The organism is Hylemonella sp. P2_B10 (assembly GCF_056404875.1).
The window spans coordinates 25,816-48,365 of record NZ_JBFUDE010000005.1; the positions used below are offsets into that span (position 1 = coordinate 25,816).

Here is a 22,550-nt window from a genome sequence, read left to right on the forward strand (position 1 = left end):
CCAGCGGGGCTTTAGTTTGGCTGCGCTATCAGGTAGCTGTTGCCCAAATGATTCCACGTGCCTCTTGGCAACTCAATCAAAGGACCCTGAACCTGACGCTCGGCTAGGGCGGCTTGATGCCCTGAGCTGACCTTCGGTCACATGCAGCTGACGGTCAGCTATGCAGCGTAAGCCGACCTCCGCGAACGGCAGGTTTCCCTGACATCCCAGCCCCATGGAGCCGCTAAGGCTCCGAAGATGGCAATTCCTCCGGTCGCATCCACTCTTTGGGAGACGCTTAGCGTTTTATTCGCTCAATCCAATGATCAGCTTGACCTTCGTGCAGCGGCGTGCGCGGTTCAGTATTTCGAACCCCGCCTAGGCCCAAAGCAATCAAGATACAATCCATTTGTATTGCAATTGACATCTGTTATGAATGCAATTGGCAATTGCGATGGCGTGAAGACGCCGTACCCATACATGTTCACCAGGAGCAAGCTTTGACGCAGAGTATCTTTGTTGTTTCCGCAGCGCGCACCGCGATCGGCACCTTTGGCGGTAGTTTGAAGGACGTGCCGCTGTCCCAGTTGGCCACAACCGTGGTGCGAGAGGCGATCAACCGCAGCGGCGTAGAGCCAAATCGGGTTGGTCATGTGGTGATGGGCAACGTGATCCCCACCGAGCCACGCGATGCCTACCTTGCACGCGTAGCCGCCGTCGAGGCCGGTGTGCCGCAAGAGACTCCTGCCTACAACGTCAACCTACTGTGCGGTTCAGGCCTACAGGCAATCCTGCTGGCTGCTCAAACCCTGCGCAGCGGTGATGCCGAAATCGCGGTGGGGGGCGGAGCTGAAGCCATGAGCCGAGGCCCTTACCTGATGCCGGCGGCACGTTGGGGCGCGCGCATGGGCAATACGCCTATGGTTGACTATGTGATGACCGCATTGCATGACCCATTCCATCAGATCCACATGGGTATTACCGCAGAAAACGTCGCAGCGCAGGAGGGCATCACCCGCGACATGCAAGACGCGCTGGCGCTGGAAAGTCAGCGGCGCGCTGCGAAAGCCCTGGCAGAGGGACACTTCAGGAGTCAGATCGTGCCAGTGGAAATTGCCACGCGCAAGGGAACGGCCCACTTCGACACTGACGAACACGTCAAGCCAGGTACCACCCTGGAGGTGCTGGCCAAGATGAAGCCGGCTTTCAAAGCTGAGGGCACCGTGACAGCCGGCAATGCTTCCGGTCTCAACGACGGAGCGTGTGCGCTGGTGTTGGCGACCGAGGCGGCCGTGAAGGCTCACAACTTGACACCGATGGCGCGGCTGGTCAGCCATGGCCACGCCGGACTGGACCCAAGGATCATGGGACTTGGCCCAGTCCCAGCGTCAAGAATTGCGCTGCAACGCGCTGGCCTCACGGTGAAAGACCTTGACTTGATAGAGGCCAACGAGGCCTTTGCCGCTCAAGCCTGCGCGGTGACACGCTCGCTCGACTTAGACCCCGCCAAAGTCAACCCAAACGGCTCCGGCATCTCGCTCGGTCATCCCCTCGGGGCAACCGGCGCCATCATCACCACCAAGGCGCTGTACGAATTGCAGCGCACTGGCGGGCGATACGCGCTGGTCACCATGTGCATAGGGGGCGGTCAGGGTATCGCCGCCATCTTCGAGCGGATTTGACCGTGTCACCAACAAACCACGAAAACTGCAGCATGAACATCCAACGGATAGGCGTCATCGGCGCCGGCCTCATGGGCCGCGGCATCGCTCAAGTCAGTGCCCAGGCCGGAGTGCCTGTCGTCTTGATCGACGTAACTGAAGTGGCGGTGCAAAAGGGCCTGTCAGCAATTTCAGGCAGTTTGGACCGGCTGGTTACCAAAGACAAGCTAACCGCATCTGATAAGACCGCCACACTTGCTCGCATTACGGCGTCCACCGACTACGCCGAACTGGCAAATGTGGACCTGGTGATTGAGACCGCTACCGAGAACCCGGCCATCAAGTTCAAGATTCTCCAGCAGGTAGAGGGTATTGTCCGCCCGGATACGGTCATTGCCACCAACACCTCGTCAATCTCGATCACCCAACTGGCTGCGGTGCTCAAGTACCCAGATCGCTTCATCGGCGTGCATTTCTTCAACCCGGTGCCGGTGATGGCGTTGGTAGAACTGATACGCGGCCTGCAAACCAGTGACGACACCCACGCCAGGTGCCTGGCTTATGTTCAGAATGTAGGCAAGACGCCGATCACTGTGAAAAATGCGCCAGGCTTTGTGGTCAACCGCATCCTGTGCACCATGCTCAATGAGGCCGTCTTCGCGCTGCAAGAAAATCTGGCCAGTGCCGAGGAGATCGACACAGGCATGAAACTGGGCTGCAACCACCCAATCGGCCCGCTGGCGCTGGCGGATCTGGTCGGGCTGGACACCTTGCTGGCAGTCATGAACGTTTTCTACGAGGGCTTCAACGATCCCAAATACCGTCCGGCACCGTTGCTGAAGGAAATGGTGGCCGCAGGCTGGCTGGGACGCAAGAGCGGGCGCGGGTTTTACCAGTACACGAGCTAGCGCACAGGCACGCTGCGCAAGCCGCGTGCCAGTGCTCGGCAGATCAAACCAGGCTCCGAAGGTCCCGGCGGAGAATCTTTCCGACAGTGGACTTCGGCAGCGCTTCGACAAAGACCACTTCCTTGGGCACTTTGTACGCCGCCATGCTCCCCCGGCAATGCGACATGACCGCCGCCTCGGTGATGTCAGCACCGGGCCGCTTCACCACGAAGAGCTTGACGGCCTCCCCTGTTTTATCGCTGGGCACGCCAACGCAGGCGCACTCTGCCACGCCAGGGTGCTCAGAGGCAACGGCCTCAATCTCGTTGGGATAGACGTTGAAGCCCGAGACCAGCAACATGTCTTTCTTGCGGTCAACGATTTTGAGGTAGCCATTGCCATCGAACAGGCCGATATCACCGGTGCGCAGGTAGCCATCATCAGTGAACGCTGCAGCGTTGGCTTCGGGCTTCTCCCAGTAACCCTGCATCACCTGCGGGCCTTTAACGCAAATTTCGCCGGAGGCGCCGCTGTGGGTGACGTCCTGATTGTCGGCATTCAGCAACTTTACCCAGGTGGACGGTGCCGGCAGTCCGACACTGCCATTGAACTCACGGACAGAGGGCGGGTTGAAAGACACCACCGGTGAAGTTTCCGACAGGCCATATCCTTCGTGGATAAAGCATCCGGTGATGGCAGCCCAGCGCTGCGAAGTCGTCCGCAACACCGGTGCGCCACCACCCAGGCACAGACGCAGCGCCGACCAGTCGACATGCTGGATGCCAGGTTGCACGCACAGCGCCGAATACAGTGTGTTGACGCCGACAAACACCGTCGGCCGTGCCGCGTTGAGCATCGCCACCAGGGACCGCGTGTCGCGGGCATCGGCCACCAGCCAATTCTCGGCACCGAGTGAGAAGCAGGTGAGGAAGTTCACCATCAGCGCGAAGATGTGGTACATCGGAATCGCCGTGACCACGACCTCCTGGCCCGGACGCAACGCGCTGCCCATCAATGCCTTGAACTGCTCGATGTTGGCAACGAGGTTGCGATGCGACAGCGCAGCCCCTTTCGAGGGCCCGGTGGTGCCGCCGGTGTACTGCAGCAGCAGCATGTCACTGCCGCACACCTCGGGCAGGACCAACTGCATCTTCCTGCCTGCAGCCAACGCATCTGTCAGCGCCACGCCGGCGGCGAGCCGCGCGTCCGCATCGGGCCCGGGGCCTCCGGCCTGGCCCAGCTCCCCCGGGCCAATCGTGATGATGCTGCGAACACGGGTCTTCGCCAGCACCTGGGCCACCGTGGGTGTGGCAGCGGCGTGCGCAATGATCACCTCGGCGCCGGCGTCGCGCAGTTGGTGCTCAAGTTCTCGCGCCGTGTACAACGGGTTGACGCTGACCTGCACGGCCCCGAGTTTGGCGATGGCAATCAACGCGACAGGAAAAGCCAGCACATTCGGCAGCATCACGGCCACCCTATCCCCTTTCTTGATGCTCGCCACGTGGTACAGGTAGGCCGCCAGCGCATCCGAAAGCCGATCCACCTCCGCGTAGGTGAGCACGCCCTCGGCGGACCGGAACGCGGTGCTGGAGCCATACGTGTGCATCGCGCCCTGCAGCAGTTCACGCACGGAGCCGTGCCGGTCGGGATCTATCTCGGCTGGAATGCCGGCGTAGGCTGTCAACCAGGGTCTGCTAATCACAAACGACGCTCCGAAAACATGTTGACACGGGTCTCACTGCGTGGCGCAGGCAAAATTCGCCGCCAGGTTGATGTCGCCACTGCCCTTGTACTTAGGCCAGCTTGGGAACTCACACAGCGGGCGGGTGCGGCCTGGAACCACCAGCCGGTCGGTGACCACCGGGTTCGCCGGCGCGGTGCCTTTCTCGACCCAGGCCTCCAGCGCGGACACCGAGTCCCAGGAGGCATAGAACGCGCTGCCGGTCACGTGCGAGTAGCCGGGAACTTCGTAGTGGCGGGCGAAGCTGGTCACCTTGTCCAGGCCCATCACGGTGCGCAATCGCGTCATGTAAACCTGCGTGGCCCGGGGGCTGACCAACACGTCCTGGGTGCCGTGCAGTATCAGCAGCTTGCCGCCTTTCGCCTGAAAGGCTGACAAGTCCGCCTTGGTGGCCGCCTGGGTCGCCGACAGGTCGACAATGCGCGCCTGCAGCGCACCAGGGTTGACGGGGTCAACTGCCAGCGAATTGAAGTTGGCATCGCGAGTGACAAAGAACTTGATGAACTGGTCCCAGAACACGCTGCCTGAAATGGGGAAGGCGCTGGCGGTCACCGGGGGCATCGGGTAAGCCGGGGCCAGGGTGCCCAAGCCCATGATCAGAGCGGTGGACTGCACTGCAGTCGGGGCACCTGGCATGCCATAGTCGCCGCCCCACACGTTGAAGCCGGGGTAGCTCATCTCGCCGCTGGCCAGCGCGTAGTTCAGGTTCAACGGAGCATTCAGGGTCTTGAAAACGTTGATCTGCGCATCGGAAAGGCAGCTGTCCCCGATATCGGCCCCGGCTGCGCAGCGCAGCGGAGCTCCGTTCAGCATCGCACTTGCGGGATTGAACGTGACATTGCAAGCCGCCTGGTTGCTGATCACGCCGTCCAGCACACCGTCCAGCCCGTCACAGGTTTGCACCGCTGCGTCATACAGCGCCTGGCGCTTGGCCCGGCTTGGGTAGGCGCCTGCCTTGGCCAGCTCCCGCGTGGCATTGCCCCAGAACAGGTACAGATTGACAGCATCCCAGGCTGGGTAAACGGCAATTGCACCATCAAAGTCTTGCGGCCATCTGCTGATCGCCACCAGTGCTTCTCGACCGCCGGTCGAGCCGCCGGCAAAGTAGGTCTTTTGCGGTGCAGCAGCGTAACGTGCGTTGATGATGGCGAACGCCACATCGCGGGTCTTTTTCAAGGCGTCGCCGCCGTAGTTCCGGGCGGCCTCGTCGTTGACGCCGAACGAGCCATCGCGCAGCGCATCAATGGTGGCGTCGGCCTTGCCCTGGTGGCCGGAATCGCTGGCAAACGTGGCATAGCCTCGGCCGAGCGGCACCAGTTGGTCGGTGGGGCCAGCCGGCACATTGCCGACCACGTTGGGCACCGTGCCGTTGTTGCCGCCGCCGCCGAACATCATGGCCTTGTTGTTCCAGGTGGTCGGCAGATTGACCTGGAACTTGATCTTGGGCGCGTTGACGTCCACCGGGTTGATGTCACCCAGCACTTTGCAGTATTCGCCGACGGCCGCCGCGCCGCTGCCTGCGGCGGGCACCACGGACGTGCTGGTGACGGCGGCGCCGGTGGTGGAGAGACCGATGGCCGCCGCCGGGATCACCAGGCCATTCAGGCTGTCGCATGACATGGGTTGCGCCATTGGCGGAGTGGCTGGCTGCACTGTGGGGGCGTTGCCGTTACTGCCACCGCAGGCGCATAACAAGGCGGCGGGCAAAAAGGGCCAACAGCAGCCTTGAAAAGAAAGGGTTCACGATCGTCTCCTTTGTTATGGGTCAAGTTCGCGGCTCAGCGGCGCTCGGCGCGACGACAGGGCCGCAGCGGCACGCTGGCGTTCGGCTCAGGTCGCGACCGGCCTGCCGGCAAGCACGTTCCAAAATGCCATCGTCAATGCCATGCCGCGGATGTGTGGCCCGGCAATCAGCTTGTTCATCACGTACGAGCAGACCGAGCGCGAATCAAAATCCATCACCACCAGCGACCCGCCAAAGCCGCCGCCGTAAATGATGTTCGGCCCGGGGATGACATGGTGGCCAGCCAGCAAGTAGAAGCCCAAACCGTGGCGCGTGTTGGCCCCGGTGATGATTTCACGACCTTCAAACTCGATGCCGAGCGTTCGGCGGCAACCCTGCTCGGACATGATGCGCTTGCCGTTCATGACCCCACCGTTGACGAGCAGGGAATGCACCAGCGTCACCGCCTGGGCATTGCTGAAACCGGCCACTGCCGGCATCTCGGCTGAGCGCCATTCACGGGTCTTGGTCAGCGCCGGGTTACTTGCCGGGTCGGCAAAGAGCCGCATGGCAAACTCCGTGGGTTCAAACGCCCGCCGTGGGGGGTAGCTTGGGGGCAACAGGTCGGCGACCCGGGCGTCTTCAGACGCCGGCAGCGTGAAGTGGAAGTCTGCGCCCAGCGGTTCCGCTACTTCATCGCAAAAAAAAGTTCCCAGTGTGCGGCCGGTGATGCGCCGAACCACCTCGCCAATCACGAACCCCTGAGTGTTGGCGTGGTAACCCCATGCTGTGCCTGGTGTCCAAAGCGGCATCTGCTGCGCCAGCAGGCTGGTGACTTTGTGCCAGTCGTACAGATCCTCTATGGTGATGCCGCTGGGCCAACTCGGAAGCCCCGCCGTGTGGCTCATCACGTGGCGAATCTTGAGCTGTGACTTGCCATTGGCGGCAAACTCAGGCCAATAGCGGGCAACGGGCGCGTCAGGATCCAGGTCACCTCGATCCATCAGGATGAGCGCGCACAGGGCGGTCATGGTCTTGGTCGTGGAATAGACATTGACGATCGTGTCTTCGTCCCACGGGCGCGACTGCTCGGCGTCCGCCCAACCGCCCCACAGATCAATCACCGTCTCCCCCTCGACAGTTGCCGAGAAGCTTGCCCCCAGATCCAGCCCACTGGACAGATTGGACTCAAACAAGCTCCGGACACTGCCATAGGCGTCGTGAGCCATACCCTTTGCCGAAGTACCACTCATTGCTTTTCTCTTGAAACGTGCTGTTGATTTGTTAGAACTTGTAGGTGCCTTCGACGCCGATGGTGCGCGGCACGATTACGCCCTTCACATACGGATTGAATGCGGGGCTGAAGCCCAGGGCTGCGACCGAGGTCACGCCACGCGCATCGCCCAGGTTCTTGCCATACAGCGACAACCGCCAGCTGGCGCTTTCCAGGCCCGCATAGAGGTTGAAGGTCGTGTACGACGGGGCTTCGACGGGAAACAACTGACTGAAGGTGGAGATCCGGCTGCCGGTGAAGTTGATGGACCCGCCCAGCGTTGCGCTCCAGCCGCTGGACAGGCCCCAGCGGTAGTCCGCGGTCACAGAGGACGTGAGCTTAGGCACAAACGGCAGCCGGTCACCATTCAAGCCGCCGGCCGCCGGTGCGGCAGAAGTCAGCGTGGCATCGGTATAGGCGGCGCTTGCGCGCAGGTTCAAGCCGGCAATCGGCACCCAGTAGAGAGTTGCTTCAGCGCCGCGGCTGCGTGCCGTGCCCCCATTGACATAGAAGTTGTAGCCCTGCGCACCGGTCAGAATCTGAATGTTCTCCCAGTCCGTGTAAAACACGGCAGCCTCGAACGATGCGTGCCCGCCAGCGAAAATCGACTTGAAGCCAAGCTCGTAGCTGACCAGCGAATCAGGCTCAAACGTTTGCTGGGCACCCGTCACGCCCGCGGGCGGAACTGCATTAGGGCCGCCAGGCCGGTAGCCGTTCGCCGCGCGCACATAGACCGAGTCATCCGCTGTGGGCTTCCAGCGTGCACTGAGCAGCCAGGTCGCCTTTCTGTCGTCCGAGGTCTTGTTGAGCGTCACCGGCACCGGGCCGACGAGCAGGCCTTCATAGACCTGTCCGTAGGTCTGGCTGTCCTGGCCATAGCGCACGCCGGCCTGGATGTCGATGGACGGCGTGATGGCGTACGACGCGTTGGCGAACAGCGAAGCTTCGCGGTACTCTGACACGATGGACGCCTTCACAATTGGCGGCAACGGCAGAGCGGCGCCCGTGGCCGTATCGAACGCCATGAAGCCCGGTATGAGGAAGGAGCTTTTCTCCTTTGTCAGGAACAAGCCGCCCTCATACTCTAACTTGTCGCTGAATGCCGACGAACGGAGCCGGAACTCCTGCGTCCACCGCTTGGTGTCAATCAGCGTAGTGGCACTCACGCCCAGCGTCGGAATGTGCAGCGACGGACCGAGCAGCGCGCCATAAAACGGCGTGCCGTCCAGCCCATTGGAGGAATTGATCGTCTCGTAGGTGGTTGACGAGACCAGGCTGTAGTTGCCGACATTGCCCTTGAGCGTCACGTTGTAGACCTTCATGTCCACCAACCCGGCCTCGKGCACGTAACTTGAATGACTCAAGGCGCCGCTGAGCGGTGCCAATGTGGCATGGTCGACATCGACTTCGCTCGCTCCGTCAGACTTGATTTTCTGGGCCAGCGCGGAGGCCTGCAATGACCAGTCGTTTGACAGCTTCCAGCCAAACGCAACCCGCCCTCCTTCCGCGTGAGCCTTGTTCACCTCTCTTTGGCCAGTGGTCGGGTTGTCAATGAAGCCCGCGTCATCGCGTCCGAACGCGCTGACACGCAGCGCCATGGACTTGCCGTCCAGCGGAATGTTCATCGACACGCGGCCCACGTAGCCATTGCCACCGTGCTCGACGGCATTGCTCCCCAAGGTGATGCTGCCACCGAACTTCTCGAAGTCAACCGGCTGCGTGACATAGCGCACAATGCCACCCAGCGCGCCTGCGCCGTAGAGCGTCCCCTGCGGACCTTTCAGCACCTCAATCTGGCGCAGGTCCGCGGGGTCAATGTCCGGCGTGATCGTGCTGCCGGCAGCGTAGGCATTCATTGATCCGATCGGCGCTTCATCGATATAGAACGAGGTCGTCGGAGCTGCCTGTGTCACCCCGGTGGTGATGCCGCGCAAGGTGACCTGCGTCATGCCCTGTCGCTGAGAGGAAAACGACATCCCGGGAATCTCGGCCGCATAGTCCTCGATCCGCTTGAAGCCCCCGCTGACAAAGCGGGCCGTATTGATGGCAGTCACGGACGCAGGCACGTCGATGGACGCCTGCTCGCGCTTTTGCGCTGAAACGGTGACTCGGCCCAGTTGCACACTGTCATTAGCAGCGTCAGATGCCGCGGCAGCCGGCATGGCCGCGGCAGCGACTGCTGGCACTGGATCAGCCGCCAGCGCCGGCGCTGCTTGGAGGCTAAGGATGGTGGCGGTGACAGCCAGCGCCACTACAGTTTGCCTGCCCGCTAAGCTTTGAGAGCCCAGAGAGCGCGATGCGAAGTTGATCCGGTTCATGACTTGTCTCCATATAGTTGGTCTGTTTGCGTGATTGCCTGGTGTCCACCGCTGTTACGTTATTATTGGATGCCAATTACAATATGATAAGATTGTATATGCTGAGATGAAAAAATTTCCAACCTTTGATCTACGTGGAAACCCGGGGGCAGAGCACTGCACAGACGCCCAGCACGGGTTGACACAACTACAATACGAATATCTTGTAAATGCCATACCGAACCAATGCCAGCTCCACGCACAGCCAACCTTGACGCTCACATCGACGTGACCGGCATCGACACCTCGGCACACAACTCCCCCATCACTGCAGCAGCCATTGCCGCGCGTCGGCGACGCGGTAAAAAGACGCAAGATGAGCGCAGCTCTGACATGCGCGGCCGCCTGCTTGAGGCCACATTGGAGAGCCTGACAACATTGGGTTACGCGGGCACCAGCTTTTCCACCATCGCCAGTCTGGCGGGCGTTTCTCGGGGCGCGCTGCAGCATCACTACCCAGAGAAGAACTACGTGATTGCCGCGGCTCTAGAAATACTCAGCAAGCGGGTGCTTGAAGACTTCTTGCCCCAGGCAGTGGGAATGTCACAAGGCCCGAGCAGGACCGCCTTCGTACTCGACCAGATCTGGCTCGCAACGCAAACCGGGGCCATGTCCGCCATTGCCGACATTCGAATGGCCGCGCGCACCGACGCCGAACTGCGTGCCATGCTGCTGCCGCTGGAACATCGTGTCCGGGAGCGCCAATACCAGCTGATCGCCGATGCCTGCGGCGGCCGCATAGGCCAATCACCGGATTTTTCCCGCCGCGTGGATGCGGTGCTGGCAACCGTGCGAGGGCTGGGCGTGCAGATTGCGCTCGGATGGGAACGCAGCGAGGTGGAGACGGCCTGGGCAGTCGCCCGGGACGACTATGTCGCCGGGTTTCAACGCGCCCAATGACAACCCCCACCGTCCCCACCCTGGTTCTACTGCACGGCGCGACGATGAACGCCCACGCCTGGGATGCCGTGCGCCGCCACTTGAGGCCCAGCTTCCGAATCATCGCACCGGATCTGCCGGGGCATGGCTCCCGGCGCGCGGAGCCGTTCAGTTTCGCGGCCTCGATCGAAACTGTGCGGGCGAGCGTTGCCAGCACTGAGGACGCCCCCGTCATTCTGGTGGGGGACTCGCTCGGGGGCTATGTCGCGCAGGCGGCCGCGCCGTGGATCCCCGAGGCACAGCTCAAGGGCTTGGTGCTCGGTGGGTCGACCGCCATCTTGAAGGGCGTCCACGCCCTGCCCTATCTGGCAACGGTCGGGCTGTTTCGGTTATTGATGGCCTGTTTCGGCGAACCGCAGCTTGTCCGCAAGTGGGTTCCCCGGTCATTGCGGCGCCAAGGCATTGCCCCGCGAGACATACAGTCCCTTGTGAACGCTGGCCTGACCCTGCGCGTCTTTGGCCCAGCGGTGGCTGGCATCCGCAGTTTCGACGCACTAGGCAATTTGGCAGCGATCTCTGCCCCTATGCTGTTCGTCAATGGTGACCAGGACGCGGGCATGGTGCGGGGAGAGCCTACATTTCTCGCTTTGGCCAGGCGGGGCCACGCGCATCGTTTCGAGAAATGCGGTCACGGCGTCAGCATACTTCGAAGCGCTGAATTCGCCGCCTTGGTGAACCAATTTGCCGCCGTAAACTTCGATCTGTGATCTAGCAATTGCCAGTGGCATAAGCGTCCGCTTTGCCGAACTCCGACAGACGGCAGTGGTCGGAAGCAGATGCCCAGTATTTGAATCTGAAGAACTGCTCTGAGCCTCGGGCGGGGAAGTTGACCGTAAACCCAATATCAGCTATTGGTCGAAATGCGAAGTTCGTGAAGTCGATTTCAATACCTGAAACCAGCCCCCCAACCGCCGTAGGGCGCCTCGCAGACCTTGCAGCCAATGGGCGACTGCCATCTAAAAGCCACGAATGGCGACCCTTCACCGGTCCCAGAACACCACCTCCAGCGTGTGCCCGTCCAGGTCCTTGACCATGGTGCCGTAGTACTCGGCATTGATGTCTGGCCGCAGGCCGGGCGCGCGCAACGGCGCGGCACCCAGCGCAGTGGCGGCGTCAAAGAAGGCCTGGGTGGCCTCCCTTGAAGGTGCGCTGAAGGCCAAGTGCGAACGGTGCCCCACCAGCGCGCTGCCGGCCTCAGCCGGGTAAATGCAAAAGATCCACTGGCCGTCGACGCCAAAGATCGCCTGCGTGGCGTCGCGGTGCTGCAGGCTGTAGCCCAGCGTGTCAAAGCAGCGGGTGTAAAACGCCACGGCAGCATCGCTGTCGTGGGAGCCAATGGATACGTGGTCAATCATGGTGTTCACGTCAAGCCTTTCAAAGTTGCGGTGGAATAAAGAGGCCGTTCTTGCGGCCCTTGCGGTTCGGGGCCCAGCAGATCGCGGTAGCGCGCCGGGTCGGTGGCGCCTTCGGTGTTGATCACCAGCACCCGCGCTTGTGGGCCCAGGCCAAGCTGTGCACGCAGGCCGGCGTCGCCGGCCACCCGCAGCAAACCAGCCAGCCCGGCAGCGCCGCTTTCACCCGCCACGATGGCGGGGTCTGCGGCCTGCGGCCAGGCCAACTGGCGCATGGCGGCCACGGCATCATCCTCATCCACTGTGACAAAGGCGTCCGCGGTGCGCACCAGAATCCGCCAGGCCACCGACGAAGGCGTGAAACACTCCAGCATAGACATCAGCGTGGGCTCGCCGGGCGTCAGTTGCACCAGCCGGCCAGCGCGTGCACTCTCGAACACGCAAGCAGCGCGGCGGGGTTCGACCACCACCAGCTTGGGGCGTTGCGCACCCAGGGCCATGTGCAGGTAGGCGGCCAGCGCCGCCGCCAGGCCGCCCACCCCCGCCTGCACAAACACATGCGTGGGCGCTTGCGGCAACTGCGCCAGCGCCTCGTGCATCAGCACCGTGTAGCCCTGCATGACGATGGCGGGCACCCGCTCATAACCCTGCCAGGCGGTGTCCGACAGCAGATGCCAGCCCTGCTGCGCACACACCTGGGTGGCCTGTGCCACCGCGTCGTCGTAGCAGCCGGGCACCCGGACAATCTGCGCGCCAAGGCGGGCGATGGCCGTCACCCGCTGGGCGCTGACACCGGCATGCACAAAGATCTGCGCCCGGGCACCCACCCGCTGCGCACCGGCCGCCACCGAGCGCCCGTGGTTGCCATCGGTGGCACAGCCGAAGGTCATGGCAGCGGCAACGGCCCGCACCTCGGGCAATTGCAGGTCTGCTGGCGCCAACGTGCGCCCCAGCGCGCGCTCGGCCTGCTCCAGCACCAGCCGCATGACGGCGTACAAACCGCCCAGCGCCTTGAAGCTTTGCAGGCCCAGACGGTCACTCTCGTCTTTCACATGCAGCGCCGCCAGCCCGTTGGCGCGCGCCAAATCGGCCAGCGAACGCAGCGGCGAAGGCTGAAACTGCGCCAGCCCCTGGAAAAAGCGCTGCGCTTGCAGCGCGCCTTGGCGCCCCAGCGGTTCGGCGTCCACGGCCTCCAGCGGTTGGCCATGCAGCGCATGGGTATTCAGTAAGAACAAGCCGGTCTCCGTAACGAATAGAGGTGAAATATTAGTTTGCAGTGCCCGAGCGATCCGCCCTGATTCGCTGCCTAAAATGAATTTTTGTTTCGTTCTCGGATACCAATGAGCCAAGACGTTGCAGCGCTGGACGGCTTTGACCTGGCCATCCTCGCCATCCTTCAAAAAAACAATGCCACCCCGCAGCGCGAGATCGGTGAGGCGGTGAATTTGTCGGCCCCGTCGGTGCAGCGCCGCATCAAGCGTATGCAGGCGGCGGGCGTGATCGCGGCGCAGGTGGCAGTGGTCGAGCCGGCCGCCGTGGGGCAGGCCATCACCATCCTGGTGGAAGTGCAGGTCGAGAATGAGCGCATCGACCTGATCGACGCCATCAAGGCCAGCTTCGCGGCCGCACCGAATGTGCAGCAGTGCTATTACGTCACCGGGGACGCCGACTTTGTGCTGGTGGTCACCGTGCCCACGATGGCCGACTACGAGGCGCTGACGCGCCGCCTGTTTTTCGACAACACCAACATCAAGCGCTTCCGCTCGCTGGTGGTGCTGGACCGCGTCAAGGTGGGGCTGGCCGTGCCGCTGGCCGGCAAGGAAACCCGGTAGCGCCAGGCAGCCTAGCGCTGTGTGCCCGGGCTCACCGGCAGCGTCAGCGCCACCACCAGCCCGCCACCCTCGCGGTTGCTCAGCGTGATGGAGCCGCCATGCGCCTCCACGATCTCGCGCGTCAGCGCCAGGCCCAGGCCGGTGCCGCTGCGCTTGGTGGAATAGAACGGCACCAGCGCATTGGTCAACACGGTGTCGTTCATGCCGCTGCCGCGGTCCCACACCTCGACGCGAAAACCACCGGCAATGCGGCGCACACCCAGGCCCACCTCTTGCGGTGGCGAGCCGGATTCGTGTGCGTTCTTGATCAGGTTCAGCAGCGCCTGCTCCATCTGCGCCAGATCAAAACACGCCGCCTCGGCCGGCAGCGGCCCGCCAAGCTTGAAATTCAGTTGCGCGGCCAGCCGGGCGACGAAGCTGGGCCAGTCGGTCAGCTCCAGCCGCGGCGTGGGCAGCTTGGCAAAGCGCGCATAGCCCTGAATGAAGCTGTCCAAGTGCCGGGCGCGCTCTTCGATGGTCTGCAGGATGTGCGGCAGGCGCTCGGTCTGCCCCCGGCGCACCAGCTCGGCACCTGAGTTGGCCAGCGAGGCCATGGGTGCCAGCGAGTTGTTCAGCTCGTGGCTAATCACGCGTATCACCTTCTTCCAGGTCTGCACCTCCTGGCGGCGCATCTCTAGCGTCAGCTGGCGCAGCAACAGCAGCTCGTGGCTGCGGCCGTTCAGCGTGAAGCTGCGCCGCGCCAAGTGGAAGGTTTCCTCCTCCTGCTCCAGCGTGACGGAAAACAGGCCGTCGCCACCGCGTTCCACCGCTTCGCGCAATGGCGGCGCGGCACGCTGCAGGATGTCTGCCAACGCGTGGCCTTCGAGCTTGCGGCCCTGGTTCAGCAGTTGGCGCGCAGCAATGTTGGCATACACCACCGGGCCGTCCTCGACCACCAACAGCATGGCCACCGGTGTGTTCTGCACCATGGTGTCGAGCAGCAACTCGCGCTGCACCAGCTCCAGCCGCTGCTCACGTAACACGTCGCCCAGCGCGTTGTGGGCCGCCACCAGGTCGCGCAGTTCGTCATTGCGTGGCCAGTGCAGGCCAAAGGAAAAGTCACCATCGCGGTAGCTGGTGACGGTGCCCGTCAGCGCCCGGAACAACGACAGCTGCGACTGCAGTTGCTGGCGCACCAGCAGCAGCACCAGCGGCAGCAGCAGGCCCAAGCTCAAGCCGGCGGCCAGCAGCCATTCGCCTGGCAGCAGCCAGGCCAGGAGCAGGGCACAGCCCACCGCCAGCGCCACCAGCAGGGCCACCCACGCCGCCCAACGTGCCACCAGCGAACGCCTTGCGCCGCCCGTGCGCGCATCCATCACTTGCCTATGCCCAGCCGCTCCATGCGGCGGTAGAGCGCCTGTCGGCTCAGGCCCAGTTCTGCGGCGGCGCGTGCCACCACACGCCCGGCGCGCGCCAGGCTGGCCTCGATGGCCTCGCGGTCAGGCTCCGCCTCTGCGCTGCGCGGCAGAGTGGCCGTCGCCAGGCCCAGATCGGCGGCGTGGATCACCTCGCCTTGCGCCAGCAAGGCGGCGCGTTGCATCACGTTTTTCAACTCACGCACATTGCCGGGCCACACATGCTGCTGAAGCGCGCGCTGGGCCGAGGCGTCCAGCCGCTTGCCGGCCCCCAGAAAATGCTCGGCCAGCGGCAGGATGTCGCCCGGCCGGTCGGCCAGCGGCGGCAGGCGCAGCTCGATGACGTTGAGCCGGTAATACAGATCTTCGCGAAAGCTGCCGGCGCGGATCATCGCCGGCAAGTCGGCATTGGTGGCGCTGATCACCCGCACCTTCACTTGGCGCTCGCGGTTGGAGCCCAGGCGCTCGAAGCGGCCGGTCTCCAGCACGCGCAACAGCTTCATCTGGCCGGCCCCCGGCAGGTTGCCGATCTCGTCCAGAAACAGCGTGCCGCCATCGGCCGCCTCGAACTTGCCCTCGCGTGCCTTGTTGGCGCCGGTGTAGGCACCGGCCTCGGCGCCGAACAGCTCGGCTTCGATCAGCTCGGAAGGCAGCGCGCCGCAGTTCAGGATGACGAAGGGGCCATCCTTCACCGCCGAATTGCGCTGGATGATCTCGGCCACCCGCTCCTTGCCGGCGCCGTTAGGGCCGGTCAGCAGCACCGGCACATCCGAGCGCGCCACCTGGCAGGCCATGCTGAGCAGGCGCTCGGTGGCCGGGTCTTCCCACACCAGGCCGCGCAAGTCGAAGCGCTGCTCCAGCTCGCGGCGCTGACGCAGTTCGCGCGTGACGCGCTGGCGCAGCGCACGGTTGGCCTGGCTGAGCTCGATCAGGTTGGTCACGCTGGCCAGCAGCCGGTGGTCGCTCCAGGGCTTGGCCAGGTAGTCGGCGGCGCCGGCCTTGATCAGGTCCACCGCGGCGTCCAGGTGCGTCCAGGCGGTCAGCAGGATCACCGGCAGATCGGGGTGGCGCTGGCGTATGTCGCGAAACAGCGCAATGCCCTCTTCGCCCGAAGTGGTGTCGGCGGAGAAGTTCATGTCCTGTATCACCAGGTCCACCGTGGCGCGCTCCAGCAGCGCCAGGCCCGCTGCCGGCGTGGGCGCATGCAGCGTCTCGATGTCACGCAGCGAGAACAGCACCTCCAGCGCCATCGCCACGGCGGCGTTGTCGTCGATGATCAGGACGGTGGACATGGGGTGTTGGGCGCGGCTGCAAAACAAGGGCAGCCGCTAGCATAGCGCGGCGCCGACCCGGCACCCCGCAGGCAGGCAAACAGCAACCTGATCAGGCGCTGCGCGTTGCGATGGCGGGCGAAATGCTGGCTGCGCGCCACGACGGCCCATACACCGCCAGCAGCCCCAGCACCCAGAACACCCCCACACCGCCCAACATGTAGGCCACCGGCAGGCGCGGCAGCTCCAGCTGGCTGACCAACAGCTGGTTCAGCGCCAGCGACAGCAGCAGGCCCAGCGTCACGCCGATGCTGATGATGATGAAGTTCTCGGTGATGAAGTAGCGCATGATGTCCAGGCGCCGGCCGCCCAGGGCACGGCGCACGCCGATCTGCTTGCGCCGCTGCGACACCCACAGCGAGGTCATGCCGACGATGCCGCTGGCGGTGACCATCAGCAACAGCACGCACACGGTGATCAACATCCAGGCCAGGCCACGGTCATTGCGGTAGCGGCTTTCACGGTCTTCCACCATGCTTTTCTTGATGATGATCACCGGCCCCGACGCGGCCTTTTGCACAGCCGCCTCGGCGTCGCGCATCACCCGCTCCCGTTCGCCGGGGGCGGTGCGCACCGCATACATGGCGGCACCGTAGCTCTCGCGCGTACCGCGGATCATCGAGTACTCGGCTTTCGGACCGGCCTGGGCCGAGTAGGTTTGCAAGCGTTCGACCACACCGATGATGCGCAACTCGTTGGCATCGTCGCCGGTGCCCAGCAGCAGCGGCTTGCCGATCACACTGGCGGCACCGGGGTACATCAGTTGCGCCAGCGCCTGCGTGATGATGACGGTGCGGCCATCGGCGTTGCTGTTCATGGCATCGATCTCGTCGATGTCGGCCGGCGTGAAGTTGCGCCCGTCGACGATCTTCAGGCCCAGCGTGCCAACGATATCCTCGGGCGAGAAGTAGTTGGCCACCTCGGCGGTGCTGTTCAACTGCTTGCGGTCGGTGGCCACACCGCTCGTGCTGCCATTGCGGGCCAGCGGCATTTGATTGGTAAACGCCACCGATTTGACCCCCGACACGCCCAGCAGCGCCTCGCGCAGCGCGCGCTGCTGCGTCATCTGCGCGGCATGGTCCTGCTTCCTCATCGGCACGGCCAGGATGGTGAACAGCGTGCTCTCGTCCGTGACACCGCTGGGACGGTCGGCCACGGCCAGGCGGATGTTGACGATGTACAAGGCGTTGACCAGGATGGCCAGGCTGATGGCCACCTGCAGCGCGATCAGCAGCGCGCCGGTCTTGTTGCGCAGCAGGGTGGACATGATGGGGCGGAATTCCATGGCGGGGCTCCTAAGGCGTTGGCTCGGCGTGTTCAGGGGAATCGATCAGGTCAGGGACTTCAGCAGCACGGTCAGCGGGCCGGCGGCGCAAGACGGTTGCAGCGCCAGCGTCACCACCCAACTGCCCTGCGGACCGGCCGGCGTGATGCTGACCTGCAGGCGCGGCAGCAGCCAGGCCGCCAGCACCAGGCTGGCCAGCGCCAGCACCACCGAGGCCAGCACAGCGCCGCGGCGGCTCAACAACTTGGCCAGTGTGGTGGTGGCGTCCATGGTCGGCATGTTGTGAGCCTGCGGTTTACTGTGACTTCAATTGGATGGCGGGCGTCACCTGGCAGGCGCGCCAGGTCGGAAACAGGCCGGCCAACAGACTGGCGGCGACCGACAACCCGAAGGTCACGCCCAGCATCACCCAGTCCATGTGGGCGACGGCAGCCAGATCCTGGGACTGCCGGCCGATCAGCCACAAACCGCCGAAGCTCAGCACCAGGCCCAGCATGCCACCCACCAGACCAATGACGCTGGTTTCAACCAGGAACTGGCGGAAGATCTCGGCGCGCGACGCACCCAGCGCCCGGCGTATGCCCACTTCTGGCGCACGCGTGGAGAACTTGGCCAGCAGCAGGCCCACGGTGTTGACCATGCACAGCAGCAGGAAGCCGAAAGCCAGCCAGGCGGTGAGCTTGCGGTCGTTGCCGACCACGCGCAGGTAGTCCAGCCACTCCATCACGTCGTACAGCTTGGGCGGGCTGTGGCGCTGCATGCGGCCCAGCTTTTGCTGCTCGGCCTGGTAGGCGTTCAGGTAATCCTGGATCTTGCCGCGGCCGCCCAGGATGCCGGTCTCGAACCAGAACTGCAGCCAGGTGCACTCGGAATCCAGCTTGCCCTGGTAGCCCGGCTGGGCGCTGGCGGTGCACTGCGTGTTGCCGCTGTTGTTCTGCTCATGGCGTATCGCCGAGGCCAACGGAATGTAGAAAGCCTCCTCGTCGCCGAAGGCGCCGCCGTTGCCACTCATGACCCGGTAGTATTTCGGTATCGGTCGCCAGGGTTGGGTCACGCCGACCACCTGGTAGTCGCTGTCGAACATGCGCACCCGCTTGCCCGTGGGATTGACGTTCGCGCCGAACAGCTTTTCCGCCATGGCGTGGCCCAGCACCACCACGTCCACGCCGCTGGCGTCCGCTTCGGGCGACCAGGCGCTGCCGTACTTGAACGGCACTTCGAACATGTCGAAGAAGTCGCGCGTGGGCGCCTGGCCCATGGCACGCACCATCCCCAGGTCCGCACGCTCGGGTTGGATGGAGGTGCCCACGGTGATCAACGCGGTGCGCCGCTCGCCCTGGCCGCTCTTCAGGAAAGCCTGCGCGTCCTTGTAGGTGACCTGCGGGTCGCCAGGCGGCGTGCCGGGCACCCAGCCCTTGACCGGGGCCACGTCGATCACTGGCGACAGCAGGCGGCTGCTCTTGTGCGGAATGGGGTTGCCGCCCATCACGTGCAGGATGGTCAACGTGGACACGCTGGCGGCGACGCCGACGGCCAGCGTCAGCACCATCAAGCCGGTCAGCATCGGACTGCGGCGCAGCGTGCGCAGCCCCAGCAGGAAGTAATGCGAAAGCATGGCTGTGGCCTCCTCGCCTCAGGCGGCAACCGCCAGGTTGGGTGTCTTGCGCACCAGGTCGCTGACCTGGCCGTCGATGATGTGCACGTTGCGCTGCGCGCGCACCGCCAGCTCGGGGTCGTGCGTCACCATCAGGATGGTGGTGCCGCGGGCGTTGATCTCTTCCAGCAGCTCCATCACGCCGCGCGCCATTTGCGTGTCCAGGTTGCCGGTGGGCTCGTCGGCCAATAGGAGTTTGGGGCTGCCGGCCAGCGCGCGGGCGATGGCCACGCGCTGCTGCTGGCCGCCCGACAACTCGGCCGGGTAGTGCTTCATGCGCGAGGCCAGGCCCACCTGGGCCAGCGCCTCTTCAATGCGCTGCTTGCGCTCGGCGCGGCCATAGCCGCGGTAGCGCAGCGGCACGTCCACGTTGTCAAACAGGTTCAGGTCGGGAATCAGGTTGAAGCCCTGGAAGATGAAGCCCAGCTTCTCGTTGCGCAGGCGCGAGCGGGCGTTGTCGTCCAGGCCCTTGACCGAGACACCGTCCAACAGGTACTCGCCGCCGTCAAACTCCTCCAGCAGACCAGCGATGTTCAGGAAGGTGGTCTTGCCCGAACCGGAGGGACCGGTGACGGTGACGAACTCGCCCTGCTTCACGTGGATCTCGAAGCCGCGCAGCGCGTGCGTCTCGATCATGTGGGTGCGGTAGACCTTGCTCAGGTTCTGCATGCGCAACATGGGGTTCTCTCCTGTTGAAAATGGAATCAGTGGATGGCCACGGTGGCCGCGTTGTTGAAGGTGTCGGTGCCAGAAATCACCACCTGCTCGCCCGGCTTCAGGCCGGAGACGATCTCCACCGCCGTCACGCTGGTGGCACCCATCTGTATCGGCCGGCGGCGGGCGATGCCGCCCTCCACCACGTAGGCAAAGCGCCCACCCTCGTTTTCCACGAACGGGCCGCGCGGCAGCAGCAGCACATTGGGCTTGTCCTCGATCAGCAGCCGGGCCGACACGCGCTGGCTCTGGCGCAGGCCGGCGGGTTGCGTGCCGTCAAAGCGCACCCGGGCCAGCACCATGTTCTTCACCACCTCGGGAGACAGCGCCGACAGCTTGCCCATGGCCTTGGCGCTGCCCACCTGGATTTCGGCCGCCATGCCCAGGCCCAGGTCGGACACATACGATTCGGGCACCTCCAGCTCCACCTCCAGGCGCGACAGGTCCACCAACGTCATGAGCGGCGCGTTGGCCACCACCACGGTGCCATCGGACACCGACAGCGTGCCGATGAAGCCGTCCACCGGCGCGCGCAGCATCAACTCGTCGACGCGGCGCTGGGCGTTGGCCAGCGTCACGCGCTGGCGCTGCAGCTGGGCCATCTTGGTCTGCAGCTCAAAGCCCACGTCCTCACCTTCCAGTTCGGCGGCCTGGCCGGCGTGCTTGCTGCGGATTTCAGCCGAGCGCAGGGTGTCCACCGCCTTCAGGTAATCCACCTTAGGGTAGACGCCGGCCTGGTAGGCCGGCTCCACCCGCTCCACCGCGCGCTGGGCCGAGATCAGTTCGATCTCGGCCTGGTCGGCGTCGCGCCGGGCGATCAGCTTTTGTTTCTTGGCCAGGATGTGCTGGCGCGACACCTCGGCCTGCAATTGCTCGAAGCTGGACTGCTCACGCTTGAACAGTTCGTTCAGGTCGGGTGAATCCACCACCGCCAGCACCTGACCCTTCTTCACCGTGTCGCCAGCCTTGACCTTCAGCACCACAGTGCCGGTGGCGGTGGCGAACAGCGTCGGACTGACGGCCGCCACCACCCGGCCATTGACCGAGGCATCACGCACCAGCGTGCCCGTGGTGACCGGTGCCATGCGCAGGCGCTCGGCGTTCACCGAGCCTTCGCTGCCGCGCCAGCCGGCCAACAGGAACACCGCCAACCCCACGACAGCCACGCCCGCCGCCGCCAGGGCCAGGCGCTTTTTCAGCCGCTGAGCCGGGTTGGCCGCCAGCGCGGTGTCTTGGGACGAGGTATCGCGGATCATGCAGGGTCCAAATGAATAGCCATACCCTTTGCACAAGCCGTGCCAGCTCTATGTCATTGATTTGTAAAGGATTTTTTAGACTGCAGGGTGTCCGCAGTGTCCGCTTGACTGTCCGCGTCCGCGCCGGACAGGGCTTGGCAATCGGCGGCAGAAGGGTAAATCCCGATGCCAGGGCAGGCACAAATCGTTACATTCTCGGGGACTCGGCGGCGGGCTTCAACACCCGCCGGCCAACTTGAGAGGCCCCAGGAGACGCTCTACTTCCAACAAAAATCAAATGTTGAGCCGCGACCCGCTTAACCGGCTGGCGCGGACTCAACCTCGATGGCACCGGCACACACCGGTGCCATTTTTATTGGGGCTTCAGCAACACAACAAAGGCGCCTAGGGCCGATGCGACAATGCCCGCCATGGATGTCGTGATTGTCACGCTGGCCTCGCTGCTGGCTGGTTTTGTGGATGCGATTGTGGGCGGCGGCGGTCTGATCCTGGTGCCCGCCCTGTTTGCCACCTACCCCACCGCCCCCCCGGCCACCCTGCTGGGCAACAACAAGGGCGCATCGCTGTGGGGCACAGCCATGGCCACCGTGCAGTTCAGCCGCAAGGTGCAACTGCACTGGGCGGCACTGGCGCCAGCGGCGGCCTGCGGCTTTGTCGCCTCGCTGCTGGGTGCCTGGACGGTGTCCATGGTGTCGCCGGACTACCTGCGCAAGGCCCTGCCCTTCATCCTGGTGACGGTGCTGGGCTACACGCTGGCCAAGAAAGAACTGGGCCGCCACCACGCGCCGCGCTTTGCCGGCCGCCATGAGACGGGGGTGGCCTGCGCCATTGGCGTGGTGCTGGGCTTTTACGACGGCTTCTTTGGCCCCGGCACCGGCAGCTTCTTCGTCTTTTTGTTCGTGCGCCTGCTGGGCTACGACTTTTTGAACGCCTCGGCCTCGGCCAAGCTGATGAACACCGCCACCAACCTGGCGGCACTGATCCTGTTCACGCTGAAGGGCCATGTGTGGTGGCATGTGGCGCTGACCATGGCCGTGGCCAACGTGATTGGCAGCCTGCTGGGCACCCGCATGGCCTTGAAGCATGGCGCCGGCTTTGTGCGCGGCGTGTTCATCCTGGTGGTCAGCGCGCTGATCCTGAAGACAGGCTACGACGGGTTCCTGCGCTGACGC

At 64.1% G+C, this 22,550-nt stretch carries 19 protein-coding genes; 6 read left to right on the forward strand and 13 right to left on the reverse strand.

Going from position 1 to position 22,550, the window contains the following annotated elements; translation table 11 throughout:
* Nucleotides 1-479: 479 nt before the first annotated feature.
* Both AC1DX2_RS21295 and AC1DX2_RS21300 read left to right on the forward strand, forming a co-directional pair.
* On the forward strand, nt 480-1,661 hold the full coding sequence (locus tag AC1DX2_RS21295) for an acetyl-CoA C-acyltransferase family protein (RefSeq protein WP_477198419.1): 1,182 nt from the start codon (nt 480-482) through the stop codon (nt 1,659-1,661).
* Nucleotides 1,662-1,693: 32 nt separating this feature from the next.
* Complete coding sequence (locus AC1DX2_RS21300; RefSeq protein ID WP_477198420.1) at nt 1,694-2,548, forward strand: 3-hydroxybutyryl-CoA dehydrogenase; 855 nt, start codon at nt 1,694-1,696, stop codon at nt 2,546-2,548.
* 43 nt (nt 2,549-2,591) lie between these two features.
* On the opposite strand, the gene AC1DX2_RS21305 is transcribed toward AC1DX2_RS21300, so the two are convergent.
* The 4 genes from AC1DX2_RS21305 to AC1DX2_RS21320 all read right to left on the reverse strand — a co-directional run bounded on the left by AC1DX2_RS21305 (nt 2,592) and on the right by AC1DX2_RS21320 (nt 9,582).
* Entirely contained in the window at nt 2,592-4,229 is a 1,638-nt protein-coding gene (locus tag AC1DX2_RS21305; protein WP_477198421.1) for an AMP-binding protein, read from the reverse strand.
* A gap of 33 nt (nt 4,230-4,262) precedes the next feature.
* Nucleotides 4,263-5,888, reverse strand: coding sequence for a tannase/feruloyl esterase family alpha/beta hydrolase (locus AC1DX2_RS21310; RefSeq protein WP_477198422.1), 1,626 nt, complete (start codon nt 5,886-5,888; stop codon nt 4,263-4,265).
* A 210-nt stretch (nt 5,889-6,098) separates the two neighbouring features.
* A complete protein-coding gene (locus tag AC1DX2_RS21315; RefSeq protein ID WP_477198423.1) occupies nt 6,099-7,220 on the reverse strand; it encodes a serine hydrolase domain-containing protein in 1,122 nt (373 codons plus the stop codon).
* 55 nt (nt 7,221-7,275) lie between these two features.
* Nucleotides 7,276-9,582, reverse strand: coding sequence for a TonB-dependent receptor (locus AC1DX2_RS21320; protein WP_477198424.1), 2,307 nt, complete (start codon nt 9,580-9,582; stop codon nt 7,276-7,278).
* A gap of 267 nt (nt 9,583-9,849) precedes the next feature.
* On the opposite strand from AC1DX2_RS21320, the gene AC1DX2_RS21325 reads away from it, so the two are divergent.
* Together AC1DX2_RS21325 and AC1DX2_RS21330 are read left to right on the forward strand one after the other, a co-directional pair.
* Nucleotides 9,850-10,521 carry a TetR family transcriptional regulator gene (locus tag AC1DX2_RS21325; RefSeq protein ID WP_477198425.1) on the forward strand — a complete coding sequence of 224 codons (672 nt, stop codon included), beginning with the start codon at nt 9,850-9,852 and terminating at the stop codon, nt 10,519-10,521.
* The gene (locus tag AC1DX2_RS21330) at nt 10,518-11,267 is read left to right on the forward strand and encodes an alpha/beta fold hydrolase (protein ID WP_477198426.1); all 750 of its coding nucleotides are present in this window, start codon (nt 10,518-10,520) and stop codon (nt 11,265-11,267) included. The genes AC1DX2_RS21325 and AC1DX2_RS21330 overlap by 4 nt, the downstream gene beginning before the upstream one ends.
* 273 nt (nt 11,268-11,540) lie before the next feature.
* Here AC1DX2_RS21330 and AC1DX2_RS21335 read toward each other — a convergent pair whose 3' ends face one another.
* On the reverse strand, nt 11,541-11,915 hold the full coding sequence (locus AC1DX2_RS21335; RefSeq protein ID WP_477198427.1) for a VOC family protein: 375 nt from the start codon (nt 11,913-11,915) through the stop codon (nt 11,541-11,543).
* A gap of 5 nt (nt 11,916-11,920) precedes the next feature.
* Nucleotides 11,921-13,147: a diaminopropionate ammonia-lyase gene (locus AC1DX2_RS21340; protein ID WP_477198428.1), complete on the reverse strand. Its 1,227-nt coding sequence runs from the start codon at nt 13,145-13,147 to the stop codon at nt 11,921-11,923.
* Between the two features lie 105 nt (nt 13,148-13,252).
* Here AC1DX2_RS21340 and AC1DX2_RS21345 point away from each other — a divergent pair, with 105 nt between their 5' ends.
* The gene (locus AC1DX2_RS21345) at nt 13,253-13,744 is read left to right on the forward strand and encodes an Lrp/AsnC family transcriptional regulator (protein ID WP_477198429.1); all 492 of its coding nucleotides are present in this window, start codon (nt 13,253-13,255) and stop codon (nt 13,742-13,744) included.
* A gap of 11 nt (nt 13,745-13,755) precedes the next feature.
* Here the strand turns inward: AC1DX2_RS21345 and AC1DX2_RS21350 are convergent, their stop codons facing one another.
* The 7 genes from AC1DX2_RS21350 to AC1DX2_RS21380 form a co-directional block, all read right to left on the reverse strand.
* A complete protein-coding gene (locus AC1DX2_RS21350) occupies nt 13,756-15,099 on the reverse strand; it encodes a sensor histidine kinase (RefSeq protein WP_477198430.1) in 1,344 nt (447 codons plus the stop codon).
* Complete coding sequence (locus tag AC1DX2_RS21355; RefSeq protein WP_477198431.1) at nt 15,099-16,430, reverse strand: sigma-54-dependent transcriptional regulator; 1,332 nt, start codon at nt 16,428-16,430, stop codon at nt 15,099-15,101. Before AC1DX2_RS21355 ends, AC1DX2_RS21350 begins: the two co-directional genes overlap by 1 nt.
* A gap of 91 nt (nt 16,431-16,521) precedes the next feature.
* Nucleotides 16,522-17,754, reverse strand: a complete 1,233-nt coding sequence (locus tag AC1DX2_RS21360) for an ABC transporter permease (protein ID WP_477198432.1) — start codon at nt 17,752-17,754, stop codon at nt 16,522-16,524.
* A 45-nt stretch (nt 17,755-17,799) separates the two neighbouring features.
* Nucleotides 17,800-18,024 carry a hypothetical protein gene (locus tag AC1DX2_RS21365; protein WP_477198433.1) on the reverse strand — a complete coding sequence of 75 codons (225 nt, stop codon included), beginning with the start codon at nt 18,022-18,024 and terminating at the stop codon, nt 17,800-17,802.
* Nucleotides 18,025-18,049: 25 nt separating this feature from the next.
* Nucleotides 18,050-19,369 carry an ABC transporter permease gene (locus AC1DX2_RS21370; protein ID WP_477198434.1) on the reverse strand — a complete coding sequence of 440 codons (1,320 nt, stop codon included), beginning with the start codon at nt 19,367-19,369 and terminating at the stop codon, nt 18,050-18,052.
* A gap of 18 nt (nt 19,370-19,387) precedes the next feature.
* A complete protein-coding gene (locus tag AC1DX2_RS21375; RefSeq protein ID WP_477198435.1) occupies nt 19,388-20,086 on the reverse strand; it encodes an ABC transporter ATP-binding protein in 699 nt (232 codons plus the stop codon).
* 26 nt (nt 20,087-20,112) lie between these two features.
* Nucleotides 20,113-21,378 (reverse strand): efflux RND transporter periplasmic adaptor subunit, encoded by a 1,266-nt coding sequence (locus tag AC1DX2_RS21380; RefSeq protein WP_477198436.1) that lies wholly within the window; start codon nt 21,376-21,378, stop codon nt 20,113-20,115.
* 410 nt (nt 21,379-21,788) lie between these two features.
* Here AC1DX2_RS21380 and AC1DX2_RS21385 point away from each other — a divergent pair, with 410 nt between their 5' ends.
* The gene (locus AC1DX2_RS21385) at nt 21,789-22,547 is read left to right on the forward strand and encodes a TSUP family transporter (RefSeq protein ID WP_477198437.1); all 759 of its coding nucleotides are present in this window, start codon (nt 21,789-21,791) and stop codon (nt 22,545-22,547) included.
* Nucleotides 22,548-22,550 lie beyond the last annotated feature (3 nt).